Raw genomic sequence first — 17199 nt, 5'->3', positions numbered from 1 at the left:
GTTTCGCACCGGCGCGGCCCCCCGATCCCTGTGAGGTGTTGCGATGTCCCACGTCTTCCCCGAGCACAAGAAACGTCGTGTCGCGCTGGTAGGACTCGTCGGCATCGCCGCGCTCACGACGGCGCTCACCGCCGCCGCGCTCGCCAGCGGCGGCGACGGGACCGGGTCGGCGCAGGTCATCTCCTGCCCGAGTCCGGTCGACGCCATCCCGGCGGTGCCCGCGGCCGCTCAGGCGGAGGTCACGCGGGAGCTGGGAAACCTCGACAAGCAGATCGCCGAGGCCAACCAGCGGTTGATCGACACCGCCGGACAGGGCGGCGCGAACTTCGTCGACAACGCCATCCTCGGACCGCTGGAGGACAAGCGCGTCGCCGCCCTCAACCGCATCGAGACCGCCATCGGCCGCCAGGCCGCCAAGCCCGAGGGCCTGGAGCGGTTCGCCCCGTGCGCGCTGGGCGCTCCGGGCCAGGCCGCACCGCCGCCGAACACGACCACGACCAGCGCGGCGGACGCGCCCGAGGCCGGTGACCAGGCCATCGCCTGCCCCAGCCCGGTCGACGCCATCCCGGACGTCCCCGCGGGCGCCCAGGCCGAGGTCACCAAGGAGTTGGAGAACCTCGACAAGCAGATCGCCGAGGCCAACCAGCGACTGGTCGACACCGCCGGACAGGGCGGCGCGAACTTCGTCGACAACGCCATCCTCGGACCGCTGGAGGACAAGCGCGTCGCCGCGCTGAACCGCATCGAAACGGCCATCGGCCGCCTCGCCGCGAAGCCGGAGGGCCTGGAGCGGTTCGCCCGCTGCGAGCTGGGCGACGCGGGCGGGGAGGCCCCCGAGACGAGCGCGGGCGCCCAGCCGACGTCGAGCGCGCCCGCCGCGGGTGGGGCCATCGCCTGCCCGAGCCCGGTGGACGCCATCCCGGCGGTGCCCGCGGGTGCCCAGGCCGAGGTGACCAGGGAGCTGGAGAACCTCGACAAGCAGATCGCCGAGGCCAACCAGCGGTTGATCGACACCGCCGGACAGGGCGGCGCGAACTTCGTCGACAACGCCATCCTCGGACCGCTGGAGGACAAGCGCGTCGCAGCCCTCAACCGCATCGAAACGGCCATCGGCCGCCTCGCCGCGAAGCCCGAGGGCCTGGAACGATTCGCGCCCTGCGCGCTGAGGTAGGAATTCCGTGTCGGGACCCGCGGCGCACGCGGGTCCCGACCGATCGGTCCCGCGGAGGAATCGGCGATACGGCGAGATGACGTATTGACGGCGAACATGTTAACGCTAACACTGACGTGGTCGCCCTGCGGACTCCTCGGGAAGGGGCACCTTGCTCCCCACACCACGAAGGCCGATCCTGCGACGGCTGGCCACCACGCTCGCCGTCGCCGCACTCACCCTGTCGCTGACCCCGTCCGCCGCCACCGCGTCGCCCGCGCGCTACACGAACCCGCTCGTCGAGAAGCGGGCCGACGCGCACATCTCGCGGCACACCGACGGCTACTACTACTTCACCGCGTCCGTCCCGGAGTACGACCGGGTCGTCCTGCGCCGGGCGACCACCCTCCAGGGGCTCACGACCGCGCCGGAGACGGTGATCTGGCGCAAGAACTCCAGCGGTGAGCTGAGCGCCAACGTCTGGGCGCCGGAACTCCACTCCATCGGCGGCAAGTGGTACGCCTACTTCGCCGCCGGACGCGCCGACGAGCCGTTCCGCATCCGCATGTACGTCATGGAGTCGTCGTCGGCCAACCCGCTGACCGGCACCTGGTCGGCCCCGACGCGGATCACCACGGCGTGGGACACCTTCGCCCTGGACGCCACGACGTTCGAGGCGGGCGGCGTCCGCTACCTGGCCTGGGCCCAGTCGGAGCCGGGCATCGCCACCAACTCGAACCTCTACATCGCGAGGATGGCCGGTCCCAAGGCCATCAGCGGGACGCCGGTGCGGATCGCCGTGCCGACGCGGGACTGGGAGACGCGCGGGTTCAAGGTCAACGAGGGCCCGGCCGTGATCCAGCGCAACGGGCGGATCTTCCTGACGTTCTCCGCCAGCGCCACCGACGCGAACTACTGCCTCGGCCTGCTCACGGCCTCGGCGTCGAGCAACCTGCTCGACCCCGCGTCCTGGGTGAAGAGCCCCGACCCCGTGTTCACCAGCAACGCGGCCACCAGCCAGTACGGGCCGGGCCACAACTCGTTCACCACGTCGGAGGACGGCCGCAACGACGTCCTGGTCTACCACGACCGGTCCTACCGGGACATCGTCGGAGACCCGCTGTACGACCCGAACCGCCGCACCCGCGTGCAGAAGCTGTACTGGAACGCCGACGGCACGCCGAACTTCGGCATCCCGGTCGCCGACGGCCCGACCCCGGTCCGGCTCCAGTCCTACAACTACCCCGACCGGTACGTACGGCACTGGGAGTTCAAGGCCCGCGTCGAGGCCAACGTGACCAACCTGGCCGACTCGCAGTTCCGCGTCGTCACCGGCCTCGCGGGCGGCGGCTCGGTGTCGCTGGAGTCGACCAACTTCCCCGGCTACTACCTGCGGCACCGGAACCACGTGCTGCACGTGGAGAAGAACGACGGCACGGCCACCTTCCGCGGTGACGCGAGCTTCCAGCAGCGGGCGGGACTGGCGGACGGGTCGGCGGTGTCGTTCGAGTCGACCAACGCCCCCGGCCGGTACGTCCGGCACACCGGCGTCGACGTGCTGCTGCAACCGGTGTCCGACGCCGTGGGCCGGGCCGACGCCACCTGGGTCCTCCAGTGAGGGCCGTGGCGGCGGCGCTCGCACTGGTCCTGGTGGGCGGCGCGCCCGCCGTGGCGGAACCGGTCGCCCCGCTCGCGACCGAGGCGTCGCGGTACACGATGACCGCGTTCACCAACAGCAGCGAGTCCAACATGTACGTCTACCGCTCCTCGGACGCGGTGAACTTCGAGCTGGCCAAGGGCCCGGCCTACACGCCGCCGACGGGCCTCATCCGCGACCCCAGCGTCATGCGGCACACCGACGGCCGCTACTACCTGACCTACACCACCGGCTGGACCGGCAACACCATCGGCTTCGCCCGCAGCGACAACCTGGTGGACTGGACGTTCCTGCGCACCGTCACCCTGCCGACCGCGAACCTCACCCGCACCTGGGCGCCGGAGTGGTTCACCGACTCCGACGGCAGCGTCCACGTGGTCGTGTCGCTGTCCGTCGACGGCGGCGCGTCGTTCCGCCCGCACGAGCTGCGCGCGCTGGACCCCGCGCTGTCGACGTGGAGCACCCCGGTCCCGCTGAGCGGACTCGGCCCCAACCACATCGACACGTTCGTGGTGAAGATCGGCTCGACCTACCACGCGATGGTGAAGAACGAGACGACCAAGTACATCGAGTACGCCACGGCGGGCAGCCTCACCGGCCCGTACACCTTCCGGGGCACCGGGAACTGGGCGGGCTGGGGCTCCTCGCTGGAGGGTCCGGCCCTGGTGCGGCTGGACAACGGCGGCTGGCGCCTCTACTTCGACGCCTACACCTCGGGCCACTACTACTACACCGACAGCCACGACGGCTTCGGCACCTGGACGCCGAAGGCCGACCTGCCCGGTGGCCTCTCGGGCTTCGTCCGGCACCTCACGGTGCTGCGCGAACCGGCGGGCTCGGCCCCCGCCCCCACCGTCGGCGCGAAGGTCTCCCTGCGCTCGACCAACTTCCCCGACCGGCACGTCCGGCACCGGGACCTGCTCGGCCACCTCGACCAGGTCGGCGCCTCCAGCCCGCTCGCGACCAGGCAGGACGCCACGTTCACCGTCCGCGCCGGTCTGGCCAACCCGTCCTGCTACTCGTTCGAGTCGATCAACCCGACCGGCCGCTACCTGCGGCACTGGGACTTCCGGGTCCGGCTCGACGCGAACGACGGCACGGCGGTCTTCCGCGGCGACGCCACGTTCTGCGCCAGACCGGGGCTGACCGGGACGGGCGCGTCGTTCGAGTCGTTCAACCTCCCCGGCCGCTACCTGCGCCACCAGGACTACGCGATCCGCGTCGACCCGTACCAGTCCTCCGGCACGACGAAGGCCGACGCCACGTTCGTCCTGGCGGCGCCGCTGGCCTGACTCAGGGGGCGAACACGACCCCGAGCCGGTCGACCTCGTCACCGGCCCGGCCGGTGAACCCGACGACCCGCCAGCCGGGTGGCGCGGTGTACGTCACCGCGTCACCCGTCGGCGTGCCCGCGCTGATGACCGTGCCCCGGTCGGTGACCAGCCGGGCCGAGAACACCCGCGTGCGGTTCCGGTGCTCGCCCCTGGTCAGCGTGACCCACCAGGCGTTCCCCGTCGGCGAGGCGCACCACCGACCCGGTGCCGCCGGTCCCGCCGTGGCGCACCGGGCGTCCGTCGGCGAAGTCGAGGCCGACGGCGTCGAGCCTGCTGCCGCCGCGCAGGACCACCGTGCGGGGTTCGGCGCCGCCCGCCACCGCGGGCAGGTCGGTGAACGGCGTGCCGTGGGGCCCGCCGAACTCCTCGCTCACCCGGAGCCCGTCCGCGAGCCGCCACCGGAGGTCGACGGTGTGCGGGTGGTGGTCGGACAGCGGGACGCCCTTCGCGTCGAGGAACACCGCGTTGTCGTTGTGGTAGCGCACGGCGTCGAGCTGGACGAGCGCGTTGCCGCGGTAGAGGACCTCGTCGACGACCTCGCAGTCGTCCGTGACGGCGTCCGGGTCGCACAGCAGGGCGGGAGCGCCCGCCGCGGGTGGCGTGCCGCCGCGGACGTTCCGCACCCAGGCGGGTGCTGGTGTCGCCCGCGACCACCACGGCGTTGCCCGCCGAGTTCGCCGCGACGAACCGGGAGAGCTGGGTGGTGTTGGCCCGCCGCGCCGCGAGGTCGGCCGGTGCGGTGCCCGCGTTGGGGTGGGCGTTGCAGAGGTCGACGGTCACGCCCTCGGCGAGGCGGACCCGCGCGGACGTGAACCCCTCGGGGGTCAGGCAGTCCGTGCCGTCGCAGGTGTCCCAGCGGTGGCGCGCGGCGTCGCCGACGGGGAAGTTCGAGAGCGTGTTGAGCCCGTCGCCGAAGCCCGCTCCCCCGCTGGTCGCCGTGCGGTGCGGGTGCCGGTCACCCGCGTACAGGGCCGCGTGGTGGTTGAAGTCCTCCTGCACGTCGACCACGTCGTACGCGCCGAGCCTCGGGCTGATCAGCGGGGTGTTGACCGCCGGGTGGCCGGAGGACAGGCCCTCCGGCAGGCCGGCGACGTTGTAGGTCAGCAGTGAGGACCAGCCCGACGTCGGTGGTTCCGCGACGGCGGCGGGCCCCGGCAGCAGCGCCGGGGCGGTGGCCGCGACGAGGAGCGGGACGCCGGTCCTCCGGTGCGGGCGCGTGGCCCCGTCCTCCTCTTCCGTCCGGGATCACCGTCGTGCGATCACGCGCTGGAGGACGATGAACGCGAACAGCAGGCCGCCGATCACGATCTTCGTCCACCACGAGCTGAGGGTGCCGTCGAAGTCGATGAGCGTCTGGATCATGCCGAGCACCAGCACGCCCAGCACGGTCCCGAGCACGTACCCGGAGCCGCCGGACAGGATCGTCCCGCCGATGACGACGGCCGCGATGGCGTCCAGCTCGGTCCCGATGGCGCTCAGCGGGTCGCCGGACAGCTTGTAGAACACCAGCAGCAGCCCGCCGAGCGCCGAGCAGAACCCGCTCAGGGCGTACACGGACACCTTCGTCCGCGCCACCTTCAGCCCCATGAGCACGGCCGAGGACTCGCTCCCGCCGACCGCGTACACGGTCCGCCCGAACCGGGTGTGGTGCAGCAGGTAGGCGGCCAGGCCCACGACCGCCAGCGCGATCAGCACGCTGATCGACACGTGCGAGTCGCCCGGCAGCGGGACCTGGGTCTGCGCCACCGTCGTGAAGAACGCGTTGTCGATGGACGGGGCCTCGGTGCTGATCGTCAGGCACAGGCCGCGGGCGAAGAACAGCCCCACGAGCGTGGCGATGAACGGCTGGATCTCGAAGTAGTGGATCAGCGCGCCCATGCCGGTGCCCAGCAGCAGACCGACCGCGAGCACCACCACGATCACGACGGGCGCGGGCCAGCCGCGTTCGCCCAGCAGTTCCGCCGAGAGCACCGTGGACAGCGCCACGACGGACCCCACGGACAGGTCGATCCCGCCGGTCAGGATCACGAACGTCATCCCGACGGCGACCACCAGCAGCCACGAGTAGTTGATGAACAGGTTGAACACGACCTGCCCCGACCCGAACGCCGTGTACTGCGACGCGCCGTACACGTAGGCGCCCACGAGCAGCGACAGGGTCGCCAGCATGGGCAGGTGCCGCTGCTGCGGTCGGTAACCGGTCACACGGTCGAGCGCGGTCATGCGGACACCTCCACGGCGCGGGCGGGTTCGGCGGGCGACACCGGAGGACGACGGCGCCTGCGCACCCTCGCCCGGAAGACGGGCGACTGCACCAGGCACACCAGGAGCACGACCAGCGCCTTGACCAGCAGCGTCGCCGTGTCGGGGATGCCGAGGGTGTACACGGTCGTGGTCAGCGTCTGGATCAGCAGCGCACCGATCACCGTGCCGCCCAGCGAGAACCGGCCACCGGTCAGCTTCGTCCCGCCGATCGTGAGCGCGAGGATCGCGTCCAGCTCGATCCACAGCCCCGCGTGGTTGGCGTCGGCACCGGGGGTGTTGGCGGCGATCATCAGCCCGGCGACCCCCGCGCACAGGCCTGCGAACACGTAGACCAGCCAGGTCAGCCGCCCGGACCGGAGGCCGGACAGCCTGCCGGCCTCGGGGTTGCCGCCCACCGCCTCCAGCAGCAGCCCCAGCGCGGACTTGCGCACCAGCAGCGTGCTGAGCACGAACACCGCCATGGCGATGAGGATCGAGACGGGCAGCAGGAACAGGTAGCCGCTCCCGAGCGCCCGGAACGGGGCCGACGTGATCGTGATGATCTGCCCGTCCGTGATGAGCTGCGCGATCCCGCGCCCCGCGACCATCAGGATCAGCGTGGCGATGATCGGCTGGATGCCCAGCACCGACACCAGGAACCCGTTCCACGCCCCCAGCGCCAGGCACAGGCCGAGCGCCATCCCGATGGCGGCGACGGTCCCGCCGACGGCGTCCTGGTCGGGCAGCCCGCTCAGGTGCAGGCAGGCCAGCGCGCCGCTGATCGCGACCACCGACCCCACCGACAGGTCGATGCCGCGGGTGGCGACCACCAGGGTCATGCCGATCCCGACCAGGATCAGCGGGGCCCCGAGCCGCAGGATGTCTATCAGGCTCCCGTACAGGTGCCCGTCGCGCAGCTCGATCTTGAAGAACGACGGCTTCGCGACGAGGTCGACCAGCAGCAGCGCGAGCAGCGCGGCCACGGGCCAGAACAACCGGTGCTTGGTCACGCCGGGCTCCCCTCGGCGATGACCGCCATGATCTCGTCGGCGGTGAGCGCCTCGTTGTCCCGCTGCGCCACCACCTCCCGGTCCCTCAGCACGACCACGCGGTGGCTCAGGCGGAGCACCTCCTCCAGTTCGGCGGAGATGAACAGCACGGCCACGCCGTCGTCGGACAGCGTCGCGACGAGCCGCTGGATCTCCGTCTTGGCGCCGATGTCGATGCCGCGGGTCGGCTCGTCCAGGATCAGCAGCCTCGGCTCGGTGATGAGCCACCTGGCGAGCAGCACCTTCTGCTGGTTGCCGCCGCTGAGGTCGCGCACCAGCGCCTCCGGGGCGGCGGGCCGGATGTCCAGCGCGTCGATGTAGCGGGCGGCCAGCTCGTCCTGCCTGCGGCGCGACAGCGGCCGGGTCCAGCCGCGGGCGGCCTGGAGGGCCAGCACGATGTTCTCGCGCACGGTCAGCTCCTCCACCAGGCCCTCGGTCTTGCGGTCCTCCGAGCAGTACGCGACCCGGTGCTCCATGCCGTTGCGAGGCGTCCGCATCGACACCGGCTTCCCGTCGACGCGCAGCGTGCCGCCGTCCGCGTGGTCGGCGCCGAACAGCAGCCGGGCCAGCTCCGTGCGGCCGGAGCCGAGCAGCCCGGCCAGGCCGACGACCTCGCCCGACCGGATCTCCAGCGAGAACGGCGCGATGGCGCCCTTGCGGGTCAGCCCGTCGGCCTGGAGGAACACCTCGCCGCCGGAGTGGCGGTGGGTGGCCTCCTCGATGTCCTCCAGCGCCTCCAGCTCCTTGCCGATCATCTTCGTGACGAGGTCGACCGGGGTGATGTCCTCGGTGCGGTACTCGCCGACCAGCTTCCCGTTGCGCAGCACGGTCATCCGGTCGGCCACCGCGAACACCTGGTCGATGAAGTGCGAGACGAACAGGACGGCCATCCCCTCGTCGCGCAGGGTCCGCACGACCTTGAGCAGCCGCTCGACCTCGCCCGCGTCGAGGCTGGACGTCGGCTCGTCGAGCACGAGCACCCGCGCGGACACGTCGAGCGCCCGCGCTATCGCCACCATCTGCCGCACGGCGATCGACTGCGTGCCCAGTTCCGCCGAGACGTCGAGGTGGAGGTCCAGCCCTTCCAGCAGGACCTCCGCCCGACGTCTCGTGGCCTTCCAGTCGATGCGGCCGAAGCGGCGCGGCTCGCGGCCGATGAAGATGTTCTCCGCCACCGAGAGGTTCGGCAGCAGGTTCACCTCCTGGTAGACCGTGCTGACGCCCGCCCGCTGCGCCTGCGACGGCCCGGCGAACGCCACCGGCTCGCCGCCCAGCACGATCGTGCCCGCGTCGATCCCGTGCACACCGGTCAACGTCTTGATGAGCGTGGACTTCCCGGCGCCGTTCTCGCCCATCAGGGCGTGCACCTCGCCGGGGAACATCCGGAAGTCCACGCCGTCGAGGGCGACGACGCCGGGGAACTCCTTCCGGATGCCGGTCATCTCCAGGATCGCTCGGGGGTCCGTCATCACACTGGCCGTCCTCGACTCGGATCAGTACTGGCGCTGCGGCAGGGCTTCCTTGGCCTTCGCCTGGTCGAACTCGGTCTCCTGCGTCTCGATGCGCGCCGGGACCTCCTCGCCCGCGGCGACCTTCTTGACCAGGTCCATGAGCTGCGGTCCGAGCAGCGGGTTGCACTCGACGATGTAGTTGATCTTGCCGTCGGCGAGGGCCTGCATGCCGTCCCTGACCGCGTCGACCGACACGATCTTGATGTCGGTGCCCGGCTTCTTGCCCGCGGCCTCGATGGCCTCGATCGCGCCGAGCGCCATGTCGTCGTTGTGCGCGTAGAGCACGTCGATCTTGCCCTGGGACTTCAGGAAGGCCTCCATGACCTCCTTGCCCTTGGCGCGGGTGAACTCACCGGTCTGCGAGGCGACGACCTTGATCTTCGCCGTGCCCGCGATGGCGTCGGCGAAGCCCTTCTTGCGGTCGTTGGCGGGCGCCGACCCCGTGCTGCCCTGGAGTTCCACCACGTTCACGTCACCGGTGGCCGAGGCGGACTCCTTGACGAGCCACTCCCCCGCCTTCTTGCCCTCCACCACGAAGTCCGAGCCGAGGAACGTCTTGTAGAGCGTCTTGTCCGCGGAGTCCACCGAGCGGTCGGTGAGGATCACCGGGATGTTCGCGGCCTTCGCCTCCTTCAGCACCGTGTCCCAGCCGGACTGGACCACCGGCGAGAACGCGATGACCTTCACCTTCTGCTGGATGAACGACCGGATCGCGGTGATCTGGTTCTCCTGCTTCTGCTGCGCGTCGGAGAACTTCAGCTCGATCCCGGCCGACTTGGCCGACTCCTGGATGGACTTGGTGTTCGCGGTCCGCCACCCGCTCTCCGCGCCCACCTGCGAGAAGCCGAGGGTGATCGCCCCGCCTCCCCCGCTGTCCGCCGCGCCGCCGCATCCGGTCAGCAGCGTCACGCCCAGGACACCGACCGCCAGTGCGGCCCACTTCTTTCCGAACACGGTCACTCCTCGATCGACGTTGATCATTTGTTAGCGTTAACATCATCGGTCGCCCGCGTCGGGGCAGGGTGTTCGAGATCTATCCCGCTCCCCGGCCGCACACCCCGGACGGCCAACCGGAACCGACTCTCACGGGGTCACGCGGTCCCGCCCCGGTCACGCCCGCCCCGCCCGCTACGGCCCAACGCCGGAAAAGTCCGGATCGCCCACTGCCGACCACTGCTGACTCCCCCCTCGCCGACCACGGCGTCAGGCCGTCACCCCAGCGTGACGAGTGGGAGCAAGTGTTAGCGATAACACACTAGGGGTCAAGCCTCAGGGCGATAACGATCCACGGTGACTTCGGTACGGCGTTGAGCTGCGACGACGGTCGACGCGACACGGGCGGGTGGTCGCGACGGGGAGGGAACGTCGTGGGGCAGCGGCCTGTCCCAGGAGGGTTGCCGTGCCGGCGGCGGAGGACGAGCGGTGCCTCCACCTGGAGAGCGTGGGGCGGGACGGGCCGGGTGGAGCGGGCAGGACACAGGGAGGCCGGGGCACCTCGGGCGCGCCCCTCCCGGCCCGCGCGTCCCTCCCGGCCCGCGCGTCCCTGCTGCCGTCGCGTACCCCTCCCGTGGAGGCGGGGCGCGCACCGTCACGAGTCCGAGCGCCCCACCGGGTACCGGGTGGAGATCGCCTCGACCGACGCCCGGACCACCCGACCGTCCGCCGGGTGGACGTCGGCGCGGTCGGCCGCCCGCCGCACCAGCCCCTCGGCCCGCCGGTCGGGGGCGATGGCGGACCTCATACCGTCCACATCGGACACGGGGTCGACGTGCACCGTCGTGCCTGCGCCGTCGACCTTCTCGCTCGCCCCAGCCCCGCACCCGACTTCCCGTCCATCCCCACGCGACCACGCGGAGCCGCGCGAGCGGGACGTGGACGGCGGAGTCGAGCCAGTGCCCGCCAGGCGGCCGTCGGCGACGCGCGGCAGTTCGCCGTCGGCGGGGGTTGACCGGACGCGCCCACGGGTATCCGGTCGGGACTCCCGAAGACCACGAGGGGCACCACCATGCGTTCGTTCACCTGCCCGGCCTGCGGGAACCTGCTGTTCTTCGAGAACTCGTCGTGCCTGGCCTGCGGCACGGCCGTCGGCTACTCGCGTCCGGACCGGGCGCTCGTCGCGCTCGACGGGCGGCGGCGCTGCGCCAACGCCGCCATCGCGGGCTGCAACTGGATCGCGGGCGACGCGGGCCCGCTGTGCGACTGCTGCGCGCTGACCAGGACCCGCCCCGCCGACGGTGACGCGGAGGAGGCGTTCGCGCGGGCCGAGGCGGCGAAGCGCCGCCTGGTGCACCAGCTCGACGACCTCGGCCTGCCGACCGACGGGGTCGTGTTCGACCTGCTGTCCAGCGAGGCCGAGCACGTGGTCACCGGCCACGCGAGCGGGGTGATCACGATCGACCTGGCCGAGGGCGTGGACAGCCACCGCGAGGCGGTGCGGGCGCGGCTCGCCGAGCCGTACCGGACGCTGCTCGGGCACTTCCGCCACGAGGTCGGCCACTGGTACTGGGAGGTGCTGGTGGAGCGGGCCGGTCGGCACGACGGGTTCCGCGCGGTGTTCGGCGACGAGCGCGCCGACTACCAGGAGGCGTTGCGGGAGCACTACGCGGGCGATCCCGACCCGGACTGGAACAGGTCGTACGTCAGCACCTACGCGGCGGCGCACCCGTGGGAGGACTGGGCCGAGACGTTCGCGCACCTGCTGCACGTCCGCGACACGGTGCAGACCGCGGGCGCCTACGGCGTGCTGGTCGCGGGCCGCGCCATCGCGCCGCACCCGGACGCCCCGGTCGACGCCGAGCCCGCCGAGGACGGTGCCGGGTTCGACGAGCTGGTCGACACGTGGGTGCCGCTGTCGCGGGCGGTGAACCAGCTCAACCGCAGCATGGGCAAGGACGACCTGTACCCGTTCGTGCTGGCCCCGGACGTGCTCGCGAAGCTGCGGTTCGTCGACTCGCTCGTCGCCGGTGCCGGGCGCGCCGAACCCGGTACGGTCCGCTGACAGGCGCTGTCCCGGACCGACAGGAGACCCATGAACTTCCCCGGCGTCCTCCCCTCACCCCTGGCCGCCATCGGCGGCACCCCCCTGGTCGAACTGCGGCACGTCGTGCCGGACGGCGCGGCGCGCGTGCTGGTCAAGCTGGAGGGCGGCAACCCGACCGGCAGCTACAAGGACCGGATGGCGCTGGCGATCGTCGAGGCCGCCGAACGGCGGGGGGAGCTGCGGCGGCGCGGTCGGCGGCTGGTGGAGTTCACCGGGGGCAGCACGGGCTCGTCGCTGGCGTTCGTGTGCGCGGTGAAGGGCTACCCGCTGTCGCTCGTGTCGTCGGACGCGTTCTCGGCGGAGAAGCTGAGCACGATGCGGGCGTTCGGCGCCGAGCTGACCGTGGTGCCCAGCGAGGGCGGCCGGATCACGCCGGACCTGTTCGTGCGGATGCGCGCGGAGGTGGACCGGATCGTCGAGCGCGAGGGAGCGCTGTGGACGGACCAGTTCCGCAACACCGACGCGCTGGCCGGGTACGCGGTGCTGGGCCGCGAGATCCTGGAGCAGGCGGGGACCGTGGACGCGTTCTGCGCCGCCGTCGGCACCGGCGGGATGCTCCACGGGGTCGCGTCGGTGTTGCGCGAGGCCGCGAGCGGGGTGCGGGTCGTGGCGCTGGAACCGGCGTCGTCGCCCGCGCTGACCGAGGGCAGGGGCGGACCGCACACGGTCGAGGGCACCGCGACCGGCGTGGTCCCGCCCCTGCTGACGCCGGGTGTCCACGACGAGGCGCTGGCCCTGGACGAACCCGAGGCGCGCGGGCTCGCCCTCCGGCTGGCCAGGGAGGAGGGCATCTTCGCGGGCACGTCCAGCGCGCTCAACGTGCTCGGCGCGCTCCGGGTGGCCCGCGACCTCGGGCCGGGCCGCACCGTCGTGACGGTCGCGTGCGACACCGGCCTGAAGTACCTCGCGGGCCCGCTGTTCAGCCCGCCAGCAGACGCGCCCTGATGTCGGTCTTGAGCACCTTGCCCACCGTCGAGCGGAGCAGGTCGGCCCACACGTGCACCTGCTTCGGCGCCTTCACGCTCCCGATCCGCGCCTTGACGAACGCCACCAGCTCGGCCGGGTCGGCCGTCGCGTCCGGCTGGGCCTGCACGACGGCCACGACCCGCTCGCCCCACTTCTCGTCGGGCAGACCGACGACCCCGCGGTCCCGCACGGCCGGGTGGGCCATGAGCGCCTGCTCGACCTCGGCCGAGTACACGTTGTACCCGCCCGTGATGATCATGTCCTCGGCCCGGTCGACGATGAACAGGTAGCCCTCCTCGTCGAGGTAGCCGATGTCGCCGGTGTGGTGCCAGCCGAACCGCGACGCCTCCGCCGTGGCCTCGGGGTTCCGGTAGTAGCCGCGCATCACGAGCGACCCGCGCACGACGATCTCGCCCCGCTCACCGGTCCCCAGCGGCCGACCCCCGTCATCCATGATCCCGACGGTGACCAGCGGCCCCGGCCGCCCGGCCGACGCGAGCCGCTCGCGCGCCACCGTTCCGTCGGCGTGGAAGTGCTCGGCGGGCGGCAGCGACGAGACCATCATCGGCGCCTCGGACTGGCCGAAGAGCTGCGCCATCACCGGCCCGATCGCGGTCAGCGCCCGCTCCAGCCGCTCCGGCGACATCGGCGCGGCGCCGTACCAGAAGCACCGCAGCGACGTGAGGTCCGCCGTGGCCAGCCGCTCGTGGGCGAGCAGCGCGTAGATCAGCGGCTGGAGCACTAGTACGAACCCAGAACCTCCCGCAACCGGACCACGAACCCGGCCGGGTCCTCGACGAACCCGATGTGATCGCCGGGGAACATCGTCGGAACCACCCCCAGCACCTCCCCCAACGCCCGAGAAGTCCGATCGCAGATCTGCCCACCGGACTCCTCCCCGATCCCCACCACGACCCGCCCGGCCACTCCCCGCAGCCGCTCCGCATCCGGCACCCACCGCACCGTGGGAAGCATCATGCGCTCGTGCTGGAACAGGTCATCGGCGATCTGCTGAGCATCCCTCTCCCCACCGAACACCACCTGGAAGACCTCCTCGGGCATCTCGATGTTCGCCTGCGCCAGGAACTTCCGCATCGCCCCCACCGCATCCCCGCCCACGTGCATCGCGATGATCTCCCGAGTACCTGCCACCAACTCCTCCCGGTCCTCCAGCAACTCCACCAACGGCGGCTCGTGCGCGACGACGACCCGCACCAGATCCGGCCGAGCGGCGGCCAGCGCCAGCGCGCTCACCGCCCCACCACTGGACCCGAACACCACCGCGGGCCCGACGTCGACGTGCTCGATCAACCGGGCCAGGTCGTCGGCCCGCATCTCCGGCGTCGAATCCGCGGACGGGTCGTCCACCCGGCTCCGGTTGATCCCGCGCGGATCCGTGGTCAGCACCGTGTGATCCCCGGCGAGCAGGTCCGCGAGCCCCTCGAACGCCCGGGCGTCCATCGGCGCACCCACGAGCACGACCAGCGGCCCGCTCCCCCGCAGCTCGTGGTGCAGCAGCGCGTCGGGGACGCGCAGGGTGTCGACGGTCAGCGGCTTGGTCATCGTTCCTCCTGGTACCGAGCGTGCACAGCGTGTTCGGAGACAAGTGACCGACACCGTGGGGCAGAATCATCGGTCGTGAGCGAACTTTCGCCGGGACCAGTGGAACCGGCCGCGGACGTGGCCGAGGACCCCGACCTGGCCAGGGCCAGGACGGGCGACAACGCCGCCTTCACCAGGCTCCTGGAGCCGCTGCGCCGCGAACTGCACGCCCACTGCTACCGGATGCTCGGCTCCACCCACGACGCCGACGACGCCCTCCAGGACGCCCTCCTCCGGGCGTGGAAGGCCCTGGCCCGCTTCGAGGGCCGCAGCTCGCTCCGCTCCTGGCTGTACACCGTCGCGACCCGCACCTGCCTGGACGCCGTCGCGAGCCGCCGCAGGCGCGCGCTCCCCGTCGACCTGGGACCATCCAGCGATCGTGCCGTGGTCGGCCAGACCCCGCTCACCGACGTGGCCTGGCTCGGCCCGTACCCCGACACCGGTCTCACCACCGGCCCAGCGGCTCCCGAGGCGCGCTACGAGCAGCGCGAAGCGGTCGAGCTGGCCTTCGTCGCCGCGCTGCACCACCTGCCCGGCAACCAGCGCGCCGCCCTGCTGCTGTTCGAGGTCCTCGGCTTCTCCCCCGCCGAGATCGCCGCGACCATGGACACCACCGTCGCCTCGGTCAACAGCGCCCTGCAACGGGCCCGCGCCACGGTGTCCGGCAAGATCCCGGCCCGCAGCCAGCAGCTGACGCTGCGCATGATGGACGACGCCCGCGTCCAGGGCATCGTCGCCGAGTACTCGTCCGCGCTGGAGCGCGGCGACGCGGACGCCCTCGTCGCACTCCTCACCGAGGACGTCACCTGGTCCATGCCCCCGATGCCGCACTGGTACCGCGGCATCGACGCCGTCATGGACTTCGCCACCACCGTCCCGCTGACGTCGTGCGGCTCGTGGCAGCACCTCCCGGCCACCGCCAACGGTCAACCCGCCGTCGGCTGCTACCTGTGGAACGAGGCGGCTGGCGCGCACCGGGCGTGGGCGGTCAACGTGCTGACCCTGCGCGACGACCGGATCGCCGACGTGACCTCGTTCATCGGCCTGGAGCACTTCACCGCCCTGGGCCTGCCCGCGTCGGTGACCTGACCCGGCCCAGCCGCCCGGCGGCCCGTCACCCGTCCGATCCGCCGCTCACCCGACCACCGGGTGAGCGGCGGATCGTTGTTACACGCACCGCGACCACTCGGTAACGCGGGGAAACCTCACGTTCACCGCACGACGCGGTCCCGGAAACACCCGGTTCCTAGGTTCCGCAGTGAATACAGCCGTGTCGACAGCGCTGTACACAGCCCCACCCCGCACGTCGCCCCCTGGCGAGCCCGGCCCCGTCCACACCCCACCGGAAGCCCTCCCCCGAAAGGCGCAACCGTGAACACTGGACTCCGACGCGCGACGCGCGTCACCGCCCTCCTCTCCGCAGGCGTGCTGCTCGTCAGCGCGTGCGGCAGCCGCACGTCCGACACGAGCACCGGCGGTGGTTCCGGCCCGGCGTCCTGCGTGGACACCTCCGGCGACTCGGTCAAGATCGGCCTGCTCAACTCCCTGTCCGGCACGATGGCCATCAGCGAGAAGACCGTCAACGACTCCCTGAACCTGGCCGTGGAGCAGATCAACGCCAAGGGCGGCGTGCTGGGCAAGAAGCTCTCGGTGGTGACCGAGGACGGCGCGTCCGAGCCCACCGTGTTCGCCGAGAAGGCGACGAAGCTGATCAGCTCCGACTGCGTGGCCGCGGTGTTCGGCGGCTGGACGTCGTCCTCCCGCAAGGCGATGCTGCCGGTGTTCGAGGGCGCGAACGGCCTGCTGTTCTACCCGGTGCAGTACGAGGGCCTGGAGTCCTCGCCGAACATCTTCTACACCGGCGCGACCACGAACCAGCAGATCGTGCCCGCGCTCGACTACCTCAAGGAGAAGGGCGTCACCACGCTCTTCCTGGTCGGCTCGGACTACGTGTTCCCGCGCACCGCCAACAAGATCATCCAGGCCTACGCCAAGGCGAACGGCATCGAGGTCAGGGGTGAGGAGTACGCGCCGCTCGGCCACACCGACTTCGCCACGATCGTCAACAAGCTCAAGGGTTCCGGCTCGGCGGCGGTGTTCAACACGCTCAACGGCGACTCGAACGTGGCGTTCTTCAAGGAGTACAAGAACGCGGGCCTCACGGCGGCGACCACGCCGGTCGTGTCGGTGTCGATCGCCGAGGAGGAGGTCGGCGGCGTCGGCGTCGACAACCTGGTCGGCCAGCTCACGGCGTGGAACTACTACCAGACCGTGGATTCCCCGGCGAACAGGACGTTCGTCGAGGCGTTCAAGGCGAAGTACGGCGCGTCCCGCGTGACGTCCGACCCGATGGAGGCCGCCTACACCTCGCTGTTCCTCTGGCAGGCCATGGTCGAGAAGGCGAGGTCGTTCGCGCCGGACGACGTGAAGAAGGCCGCGGGCGGCGTGAGCTTCGACGCGCCGGAGGGCGCGGTCACCGTCGACGGCGAGAACCACCACATCGCCAAGACCGCGCTCATCGGCAAGGTCGGCGCGGACGGGCTGATCCACACCGAGTGGAGCTCCGAGAAGCCGATCGAGCCGGACCCGTTCCTCAAGAGCTACGCCTGGGCCACCGGTCTGTCGGGCTGAGCCGCCCCGCCCCGG

The 17199-nt window shown here is 71.7% G+C and carries 16 protein-coding genes and 1 pseudogene; 8 read left to right on the top strand and 9 right to left on the bottom strand.

The window, feature by feature from the left end:
• The first annotated feature begins 43 nt into the window (after positions 1 to 43).
• From VFZ92_RS05910 to VFZ92_RS05900, 3 genes are all read left to right on the top strand, one after another.
• A complete protein-coding gene (locus tag VFZ92_RS05910; RefSeq protein WP_330874756.1) occupies positions 44 to 1171 on the top strand; it encodes a hypothetical protein in 1128 nt (375 codons plus the stop codon).
• A 151-nt stretch (positions 1172 to 1322) separates the two neighbouring features.
• Entirely contained in the window at positions 1323 to 2768 is a 1446-nt protein-coding gene (locus VFZ92_RS05905; protein WP_330874755.1) for a family 43 glycosylhydrolase, read from the top strand.
• A 5-nt stretch (positions 2769 to 2773) separates the two neighbouring features.
• Complete coding sequence (locus VFZ92_RS05900) at positions 2774 to 4099, top strand: glycoside hydrolase family 43 protein (protein ID WP_330874754.1); 1326 nt, start codon at positions 2774 to 2776, stop codon at positions 4097 to 4099.
• A gap of 1 nt (position 4100) precedes the next feature.
• Here VFZ92_RS05900 and VFZ92_RS42405 read toward each other — a convergent pair whose 3' ends face one another.
• Together VFZ92_RS42405 and VFZ92_RS05895 are read right to left on the bottom strand one after the other, a co-directional pair.
• Complete coding sequence (locus VFZ92_RS42405; RefSeq protein ID WP_414719825.1) at positions 4101 to 4265, bottom strand: jacalin-like lectin; 165 nt, start codon at positions 4263 to 4265, stop codon at positions 4101 to 4103.
• A complete protein-coding gene (locus tag VFZ92_RS05895; protein ID WP_330874753.1) occupies positions 4201 to 4764 on the bottom strand; it encodes a hypothetical protein in 564 nt (187 codons plus the stop codon). The genes VFZ92_RS42405 and VFZ92_RS05895 overlap by 65 nt, the downstream gene beginning before the upstream one ends.
• A 14-nt stretch (positions 4765 to 4778) precedes the next feature.
• Between VFZ92_RS05895 and VFZ92_RS05890 the strand changes: the two genes are divergently transcribed.
• Positions 4779 to 5240: a hypothetical protein gene (locus VFZ92_RS05890; RefSeq protein ID WP_330874752.1), complete on the top strand. Its 462-nt coding sequence runs from the start codon at positions 4779 to 4781 to the stop codon at positions 5238 to 5240.
• Between the two features lie 146 nt (positions 5241 to 5386).
• On the opposite strand, the gene yjfF is transcribed toward VFZ92_RS05890, so the two are convergent.
• From yjfF to VFZ92_RS05865, 5 genes are all read right to left on the bottom strand, one after another.
• On the bottom strand, positions 5387 to 6364 hold the full coding sequence (gene yjfF / locus VFZ92_RS05885; RefSeq protein WP_330874751.1) for a galactofuranose ABC transporter, permease protein YjfF: 978 nt from the start codon (positions 6362 to 6364) through the stop codon (positions 5387 to 5389).
• Positions 6361 to 7395, bottom strand: a complete 1035-nt coding sequence (locus tag VFZ92_RS05880; RefSeq protein WP_330874750.1) for an ABC transporter permease — start codon at positions 7393 to 7395, stop codon at positions 6361 to 6363. The genes yjfF and VFZ92_RS05880 overlap by 4 nt, the downstream gene beginning before the upstream one ends.
• The gene (locus VFZ92_RS05875; RefSeq protein ID WP_330874749.1) at positions 7392 to 8903 is read right to left on the bottom strand and encodes a sugar ABC transporter ATP-binding protein; all 1512 of its coding nucleotides are present in this window, start codon (positions 8901 to 8903) and stop codon (positions 7392 to 7394) included. Before VFZ92_RS05875 ends, VFZ92_RS05880 begins: the two co-directional genes overlap by 4 nt.
• Before the next feature lie 24 nt (positions 8904 to 8927).
• Complete coding sequence (locus tag VFZ92_RS05870; RefSeq protein WP_414719823.1) at positions 8928 to 9926, bottom strand: ABC transporter substrate-binding protein; 999 nt, start codon at positions 9924 to 9926, stop codon at positions 8928 to 8930.
• A gap of 607 nt (positions 9927 to 10533) precedes the next feature.
• The gene (locus tag VFZ92_RS05865) at positions 10534 to 10686 is read right to left on the bottom strand and encodes a hypothetical protein (RefSeq protein WP_330874747.1); all 153 of its coding nucleotides are present in this window, start codon (positions 10684 to 10686) and stop codon (positions 10534 to 10536) included.
• Between the two features lie 264 nt (positions 10687 to 10950).
• Here VFZ92_RS05865 and VFZ92_RS05860 point away from each other — a divergent pair, with 264 nt between their 5' ends.
• Together VFZ92_RS05860 and VFZ92_RS05855 are read left to right on the top strand one after the other, a co-directional pair.
• A complete protein-coding gene (locus VFZ92_RS05860; RefSeq protein WP_330874746.1) occupies positions 10951 to 11943 on the top strand; it encodes a zinc-binding metallopeptidase family protein in 993 nt (330 codons plus the stop codon).
• Positions 11944 to 11973: 30 nt separating this feature from the next.
• On the top strand, positions 11974 to 12930 hold the full coding sequence (locus VFZ92_RS05855) for a cysteine synthase family protein (protein WP_330874745.1): 957 nt from the start codon (positions 11974 to 11976) through the stop codon (positions 12928 to 12930).
• Here VFZ92_RS05855 and VFZ92_RS05850 read toward each other — a convergent pair.
• Together VFZ92_RS05850 and VFZ92_RS05845 are read right to left on the bottom strand one after the other, a co-directional pair.
• A pseudogene (locus VFZ92_RS05850) lies at positions 12905 to 13681 on the bottom strand (AMP-binding protein); the annotation flags it as partial. The gene VFZ92_RS05855 and the pseudogene VFZ92_RS05850 sit on opposite strands and share 26 nt — an antisense overlap.
• Positions 13682 to 13692: 11 nt before the next feature.
• Positions 13693 to 14514: an alpha/beta hydrolase gene (locus tag VFZ92_RS05845; protein WP_330874744.1), complete on the bottom strand. Its 822-nt coding sequence runs from the start codon at positions 14512 to 14514 to the stop codon at positions 13693 to 13695.
• A 75-nt stretch (positions 14515 to 14589) separates the two neighbouring features.
• On the opposite strand from VFZ92_RS05845, the gene VFZ92_RS05840 reads away from it, so the two are divergent.
• Both VFZ92_RS05840 and urtA read left to right on the top strand, forming a co-directional pair.
• Entirely contained in the window at positions 14590 to 15642 is a 1053-nt protein-coding gene (locus VFZ92_RS05840) for a sigma-70 family RNA polymerase sigma factor (protein ID WP_330874743.1), read from the top strand.
• Positions 15643 to 15924: 282 nt separating this feature from the next.
• On the top strand, positions 15925 to 17184 hold the full coding sequence (gene urtA, locus VFZ92_RS05835) for an urea ABC transporter substrate-binding protein (RefSeq protein WP_330874742.1): 1260 nt from the start codon (positions 15925 to 15927) through the stop codon (positions 17182 to 17184).
• Positions 17185 to 17199 lie beyond the last annotated feature (15 nt).

Source organism: Umezawaea sp. (assembly GCF_036375055.1).
GTDB lineage: Bacteria > Actinomycetota > Actinomycetes > Mycobacteriales > Pseudonocardiaceae > Umezawaea.
This window is presented reverse-complemented; position numbering and strand designations above follow the sequence as displayed.